The organism is Sulfuricurvum sp. MLSB (assembly GCF_000747095.1).
Lineage (GTDB): Bacteria > Campylobacterota > Campylobacteria > Campylobacterales > Sulfurimonadaceae > Sulfuricurvum.
Map to the genome: position 1 here is coordinate 1 of NZ_JQGL01000098.1, position 6,822 is coordinate 6,822.

The following is a 6,822-nucleotide window of genomic DNA, read 5'->3' on the forward strand; positions in this document are numbered from 1 at the left end:
ATTTTACCGCGTGCTTCGGAGAGAATTTCGTTCGTTGCGTACAGATGCTTAAGCCGCTGCGGAGGGATGCTGTCGGTATAAGCATTGATAACGACCGATTGGTAACCTCCTGCTTTGAACTGTTTCACCCATTCGTTCAAACGCGCTTTGCCCGCATCATTGAGCGCAATGACCGAACGGTTTTCAAAGATCTGGAAATTACGGAAATACGGAGCCGGAGCAGAGGATTTGACAGCCACTTTTTCCTCTTTTTTCAGTGCTTCGAGCACCGGTTCGGACTTCGGCGTCTCAACTGTAAGCACAGCAGGCGTCACGGGCTGGATTTCCGGCTCGGGATCGGCAGGTACTTGCGGGGCTTGATGCGGTGTTTCGACATCGGCGACGCTCAAGAGGCTCTGTTCGGTTTCCGGCGCTTTTGGCGGTGTTTTCGGCGCAGGGTTAGATTTAAGCGGAGCCGCTGCAGCCATAGCCGGATGGGTCGCTGCCTGCCCCGGCTTGAGCCGTTCAAGCTCCATCATGATACAGGCACCCTTGACATCACGCGCGGTGAGAGTATAGGTGTTGCCTTTGCGCTGCCACTGCGGATTTTTGAGCGGTTTGAGATCCTGATCCAGTCCCTGATAGCTGCGGACGCTGTACCCTTTCGGAACGTTGACGGTCAGAATATTCTCGGCGGTTACGCAATCCGAACTGGCTTTGCAGTCTCCTCCGCTGAGGAGGATTTTAACGATTCCCTTTTCATCGGAAACCAGAAAGTCATCACGGTAAGCACGCTGAAGATACGAGTAGCGGTCCGTATTGGCAAACGACACTTTGAGCGTTCCGTCACGCAGCTTCTCGACCCGGTGTTCCGCGGGACGGACGTATACGATCCGATCCGCGTCAAACCCCTTCTCAAACATGAAACCGTAATTTTTATTTTTTTCACCCTGATAGTTGAAATGAAAAATACCTTCGGCGAAATCGGCCTCAGGATAAAAAATCATCTCTGATACATCTGCTGCCGCACTACTCCAGCCGATCCCAAGGCTCATCAATCCCACTGCTATTTTTTTGCGCATAATCACCTCATTGTAATGAGAGGATGATACAATAAAGGTGACTAAATTTCGGTTAAAGGGACGCAATGAATCTTCTCTCGCTCTATCTGAACCGCACTCTCACCAACGCCGCCATCGAATACTCGCTCGACATTAGGATGAGCCGTGGAATCGAAAACGGCTATTACGGCCACAACGACACCCTCCACGTCGTTCTTTCCCCGTTTGGTGTTTTGACCCTGATCGCCGAAGAGAAAAAAATGATCCTCGATGCGCTTTCCATGCTCGGCATCTCTTTGCAGGACAAAGAGGACCTCATCACGCAAGATTACCCGCTCCATATCGATCCCTCCCTGAGCGAGGCGTTTGAAGTCACCAACGAGGCAATCTACCTGCGCGAGATTTCGACCCTGAATCTCAATGTCATCGCACTGGCCGTTTCCCAAAGCGTCGGACTGGAAAAATATGAAAAACGGTTCGATTCGCTGTTCGCCCAAAGCCGCCGGATCGTCGAATCGATCCATACCTACTCCTTCACCCGCCGCAGCCGATTGATGCAGTTTGCCAAACGCCTCGCGCTCACCCGCCACGATATGGTAAGCAATCTGCTGCTTTTGGACAAACCCAATATTTTATGGGACAACGAAGAAGCCGAGGCCCTGTACAACCGTCTGGCATTTATCCTCGAGCTCTACGACCGGCACGAGACCGCCCTCTCCAAACTGGCTCAGATCAAGGAAGACGTCATGCTCGTCATGGACATCATCAACCACAAAAAGAGCGAATTTCTCGAATGGATCATCATCATTTTGATCGCCGTCGAGATCGTGATGGGGGTGATGGAGATGATGAAAGAGTTGTGATACAATGAGTCGTATATTGAGATGAGGAGAACACAGTGAAAAAAACCCTGCTTATTCTAATGGCCGGCACATCGCTTTTATCAGCGGCGGAAGGGATGAAAATTTACGGTGCAAAATGTGCCGAATGTCATGGAGCCGACGGCAAAGACATCTCTGTTTCGGGCAAAGCGATTGCCGGAAACAAAGGGACCCTTGCCAAACTGCAAGGATATAAAAACGGTTCTTTCGGAGGAGAGCAAAAAGCGACGATGCAAGGAAGCATCGCCGACGTGAGCGAAGCAGACCTTCAATCGGTCGCGGCCTACGTAGACGGGTTAAAGTAACAGCTTCTCGAACTCCGCCGCAGGAAGCGGGGGACTTTTGTAGTATCCTTGATACATCGTGCATCCTTTTTCTTTGAGAAAGGCGATCTGCTCTTCACGCTCGGTCCCCTCTGCCAATACCTGGAATCCCAGCGCGTGCCCCATCGCGATGATCGCCGTGACGATGGCCATGTCGTCCTGATCGTAGGGGATGTCATCGACAAAGCTTTTATCGATTTTCAGCACATCGATCGGAAACCGTTTAAGATACGAAAGCGACGAATATCCGGTTCCGAAATCATCGATTGCCAAACGGATTCCGTGCGCCCGCAAAGCGTGCAGCATGGCAACGGCCTCTTCCTGACGCTCCATCAGAGCGCTTTCGGTCAGTTCCAGTTCCAAACGCTTGGGGTCATACCCGCTTTTTTTCAACGCTTCTTCAACCATCACCACGATATTCTGATGGCGTACCTGATGCGCGGAAAGGTTCAGAGCCAATGTCAGACGGTACCCTTTGTCAAGCCAGATTTTCCCCTGAGCACATACCGCGTTCAGCACCCATTCTCCGATTTCCCGGATCAGTCCGGTCTCTTCGGCGATCGGAATGAATTCGACCGGAGAAACGATTCCCCTCTCCGGATCGTTCCATCGCACCAGCGCTTCGGCTCCGACAATCCGTCCCGTCACCAAATGCACTTGCGGCTGGTAATAGACTTCGAATTCGCTGTTGGCGATCGCCCGTCTTAGACGGCTTTCGCATTCGATCCGTTTGCGCGCGGAGGCGGTAAGTTCATCCGTATAATAGTAATAGGTCCCCCGCCCTTCCGATTTGGATTTGTACAGTGCCGCATCGGCATGCTGCAGCAGCATAAACGCATCTTCACCGTGATTAGGGAAAAGGGCGATCCCCGCGCTTGCGCCGATGTGGATCAGCGCTCCGCCCGAGAGCTTATAGTCCATCCCCAGCATTTCGATCATCTCTTCGGCTAATCGCCCCGCATCTTCAGGATGAGAAAGATTTTCCAAAACGACGGCAAACTCGTCTCCCCCAAGCCGTCCGATCAGGTCACCCTCCCGCAGCCGGGCGGTGAATTGCGATGCCACGTGCTGAAGCAATTCGTCACCGGCACCGTGGCCGTAACTGTCATTAATATCTTTGAAACGGTCCAGATCGAACATAATCAACGCGATATCGGTTTTAAAACGTCTGGCCTGCTCAATGGAGTTTTGAAGATGCGACATCAGCAGCGCCCGATTTGCAAGACCCGTAAGGGGATCGTAATTAGCCAGTGATTCGAGGCGTTCTTCATAGAGTTTGCGCTCGGTAATCAGCTGCACCGTCCCCACACCGGCCACCAGACATCCTTCTCCGTCACTTTCAAGCTGAGCATTTTCACGCACCCATTTGACTTCGCCGTCGACGACGATGCGGTGTTCGATTTCGTAGGAAGATCCTTGAAGCGCGGATTGCCAGGCATACTCGACTTTTTCACGGTCGTCGGGGTGAATGGACGATATAAAGTCTTTATACACCAGCGGGGTTCCGATCGGGATTCCGAATATCCGATAAGTTTCGTCCGACCATTCCAGAAAATCACGCTTGACATCCAGTCTCCAGCTCCCGATATGGGCCAGTGCCTGCGCGGCACCCAAATCGGCGTCTTTGCGTCGAAGTTCTTCTTCGTAGCGAATACGTTCCGTCAGATCCTGAACGACACCGACCCCTTTGACGGGTTTGCCGCGCTCATCGTATAGAAATTCGGCATTGGTTTTAATCCACCGAATATCGCCGTCGCCCAGGTCAATCCGGCACATTGCACCGTAGTTCCCATCCCCCATAGCGGCGTAGAGTTCCTGTGCGACCTGTTCGCGCTCCTCGGCAACAACGCATTCCAGCACGCTCCCTATGGTGGGCTTTTCATCAAACGCTATGCCGAAAATACGGCTGCTCTCATCGCTTCCGCTGAGCTCGTCTTTGAGGATATCCCACTCCAGCGTTCCGATATGGGCCAGCGCCTGTACCCGGTCAAGCTCCTTGTCTTTGCGCTTGCGTTCGGTAATGTCGCGGTACACTGCCATCACGTGAGGAACTCCTCCCATGTCCAGCAGCACATCATTGACCCATACATCGATCAGTACGCCCTCTTTGGTACGATGCCGCGTCTCAAAGCTGTCGCGTCCTTCCCGTACAATCTTCTCAAAACGGCGGGTAATCTCCAGCTCATCAGCCGCTTCATAATCAGAAACACGAAGTTCGGCGAATTCGTCGGCCGTATACCCCAGCTGTTCGTATGCGGAACGGTTGAACTGTATCACCTTCATCGTCCGGCCGTCAATCAGTACGATGCCGTCAGGAAGCGTTTCAAACAGCTTGCGAAGTTTGAGGCTGCTTCGTTCAATCTCTTCTTTTTCACTCCGAAGTTCCCGTTTGCGCTCATTGATCTTGGCGATGGCGGCGCTTTTTCGCTCGATGGTGCGAAGCAAAAACTCAAAATACGCTCCGTGAAGCGCATGCAGTACGTCGTGTCGGCTGAGCAGCCCTTCCAGTGCGCCGTGCGAATCCACAACAATCAGTTGATGAACGCCGTGCTGCTCCATCAGCATTGCCGCTTCCTGAAGCGAAACATTTTTATTGATCGTATAGATATCATTGCGCAGCAATACGTCAACCCGTTCGTCGCCGATTTTTTCAACCTCCGAATAATGATGGGCGATATCGCGCTCGGTCAGGATCCCGGTCGGACATGCGCCGTTCAATGCTACGGCGTAATCACATCGGCGCTCCTGCATCAGTGCCGCCACTTCGCCCAGCCCCATACCCGGGGTGATGATCAACGGAGAATCGCTCATCGCTTCGCCGACGAGTTTGAGCTTCGTCAGATGTTCGAACCCGATATGGCGGATGAAATCCCCCTCGCTCACAACCCCTTTGAATCGCCCCGAATCGTCGATGACGATCAGATGGCGAAACCCTTTCTCCTCCATCATCAGATACGCATCGTGCATCTGCACCGTCTCGCCGACGCAAAAAGGTTCCGGCGTCATCACTTCGCTCAAAAGCGTATGCATATCGATCATGTCCGCAACAACGTGCAGCGCGTCGTGTTCGGTAAAGATTCCGACCGGATGTCCCGCAGCGTCGGTGACGACAACCGAGCTGATAACCAATTCAGACATCATCTTCAGTGCTTCGGCAACCGTACGGTCCGCTTCAAGAGAAACGGTCTTGGAGGACAGAAGCGATCCCAACAACACCTTTTTCATCGTTACGCTTCCCCTATGACGGTTTGATTCCGCCCTCTTTCTTTGGCGGTATACAACGCTCTGTCTGCCCGGTGAACGGCACTTTCGATCGAATCGGTGCCGAGCACTTCGGCTGTCCCGATGCTGCATGTGATATGCCCGACGTCATTAAACTCCTGAGTCTCGACAACCCTGCGTATTTTTTCTCCGATCTCGTATGCCTCGGCACTCGATACCCCGCGAAGCAGCAAAACAAACTCCTCGCCCCCCCACCGGGCGAAAATATCGGCTTCGCGGATAGAAGCCGCAACGGTCTGCGTAAACGCTTTAAGGACGGTATCGCCGATGTTGTGGCCGTAGGTATCGTTGATCTGTTTGAAATGGTCCAGATCGATCATCATCAGCGAGAGTTTCGTCTCTTCGCGCTTCAGGATTGCAAGTTCATTGGCAAAAAGTTCGGTAAACATATGGCGGTTGTGGATGTCGGTCAGAGAATCTTTCGTCGCCAGTTCGGCCAGATGGCGGTTTTTTTGCTGCAGGACATGCGTCAGTTCTTCAAACTGCTTGAAATGGTCCCTCATCAACTGCGACCATTTCAGATAGGTACGCGAAATCAGATCCTGCTGCGTGACGACGCCGATGACGCTTCCGGACTGATCGGTCACGACGATTCGTTTAAAATGGCGCTGCTTCAGAAATTCCAATCCTTCGTTGATAGACGATTTGGAATCGAGCGTCATGATCGGTGCGGACATCTCTTGAGCGACGGGAATCGTGTCCAAGCCGTTTTTTTCAATCAAACGAAGGACATCTTTGGAGGTCAAAATCCCGATGGGGATACTCCCCTCCTGAATGATCACGCAATCGTTCGGAGCATCTTTGAGGTAATGAAGCACTTCGTCCATCGGGGTATTCGGAGAAAAGCTCTTGTAGCCGTATTTCTTATCCAGCAGGGTTCCGATCTGAAGCGAATCCAACACGATCTGCGGATCGACGCTCCCGATGATATCGCTGTTCGTCACCAGCCCGTAGAGACTGCCGTCTTCATTGCAGACGCAGATATGTTCATCGTGTTCGTTCGTAAGGCTCAGAGCATCCACAATGTTGCTATCTCTTTGAATCATCGGAAGAGACCGCAGAATGACCCGAAAAAGAGGGGTATCAAAATCGGTCTGTTCAAGCTTCAGGCGGATGATGTCTTTGGAGGTCAGAATATAATGCTGCGGCCCATCCACGACGACGATACTGCGATGATTGTGCTCATGCATCTTTTGCAATGCGCTTTGCACCGTTTCTTCGATACCGGCCGTAATCACATTCGTCGTCGCAAGCAGCCCCAAATTCGGAAAAAACATTCTAACCCCTTTCTTTTCT

General features: G+C 52.3%; 5 protein-coding genes. 2 read left to right on the forward strand and 3 right to left on the reverse strand.

Going from position 1 to position 6,822, the window contains the following annotated elements; all coding sequences use genetic code 11:
- The coding region (locus JU82_RS07290; RefSeq protein WP_037948742.1) for a hypothetical protein at positions 1–1,061 on the reverse strand (1,061 nt) is incomplete at its 3' end.
- A 65-nt stretch (positions 1,062–1,126) separates the two neighbouring features.
- Here JU82_RS07290 and JU82_RS07295 point away from each other — a divergent pair.
- Both JU82_RS07295 and JU82_RS07300 read left to right on the forward strand, forming a co-directional pair.
- On the forward strand, positions 1,127–1,903 hold the full coding sequence (locus tag JU82_RS07295) for an RMD1 family protein (protein WP_037948745.1): 777 nt from the start codon (positions 1,127–1,129) through the stop codon (positions 1,901–1,903).
- Positions 1,904–1,938: 35 nt separating this feature from the next.
- Positions 1,939–2,226, forward strand: a complete 288-nt coding sequence (locus JU82_RS07300; RefSeq protein ID WP_294892493.1) for a c-type cytochrome — start codon at positions 1,939–1,941, stop codon at positions 2,224–2,226.
- On the opposite strand, the gene JU82_RS11940 is transcribed toward JU82_RS07300, so the two are convergent.
- Together JU82_RS11940 and JU82_RS11945 are read right to left on the reverse strand one after the other, a co-directional pair.
- Positions 2,218–5,469: an EAL domain-containing protein gene (locus tag JU82_RS11940; protein WP_294892494.1), complete on the reverse strand. Its 3,252-nt coding sequence runs from the start codon at positions 5,467–5,469 to the stop codon at positions 2,218–2,220. The two genes, JU82_RS07300 and JU82_RS11940, sit on opposite strands and share 9 nt — an antisense overlap.
- 2 nt (positions 5,470–5,471) lie before the next feature.
- Positions 5,472–6,803, reverse strand: a complete 1,332-nt coding sequence (locus JU82_RS11945) for a diguanylate cyclase (protein WP_294892496.1) — start codon at positions 6,801–6,803, stop codon at positions 5,472–5,474.
- Positions 6,804–6,822 lie beyond the last annotated feature (19 nt).

Bases quoted from the DNA above. Each gene is read 5' to 3' on its own strand.
- JU82_RS11940 (WP_294892494.1), bottom strand. From the start codon at position 5,469: ATGAAAAAGGTGTTGTTGGGATCGCTTCTGTCCTCCAAGACCGTTTCT.
- JU82_RS11945 (WP_294892496.1), bottom strand. From the start codon at position 6,803: ATGTTTTTTCCGAATTTGGGGCTGCTTGCGACGACGAATGTGATTACG.
- JU82_RS07295 (WP_037948745.1), top strand. From the start codon at position 1,127: ATGAATCTTCTCTCGCTCTATCTGAACCGCACTCTCACCAACGCCGCC.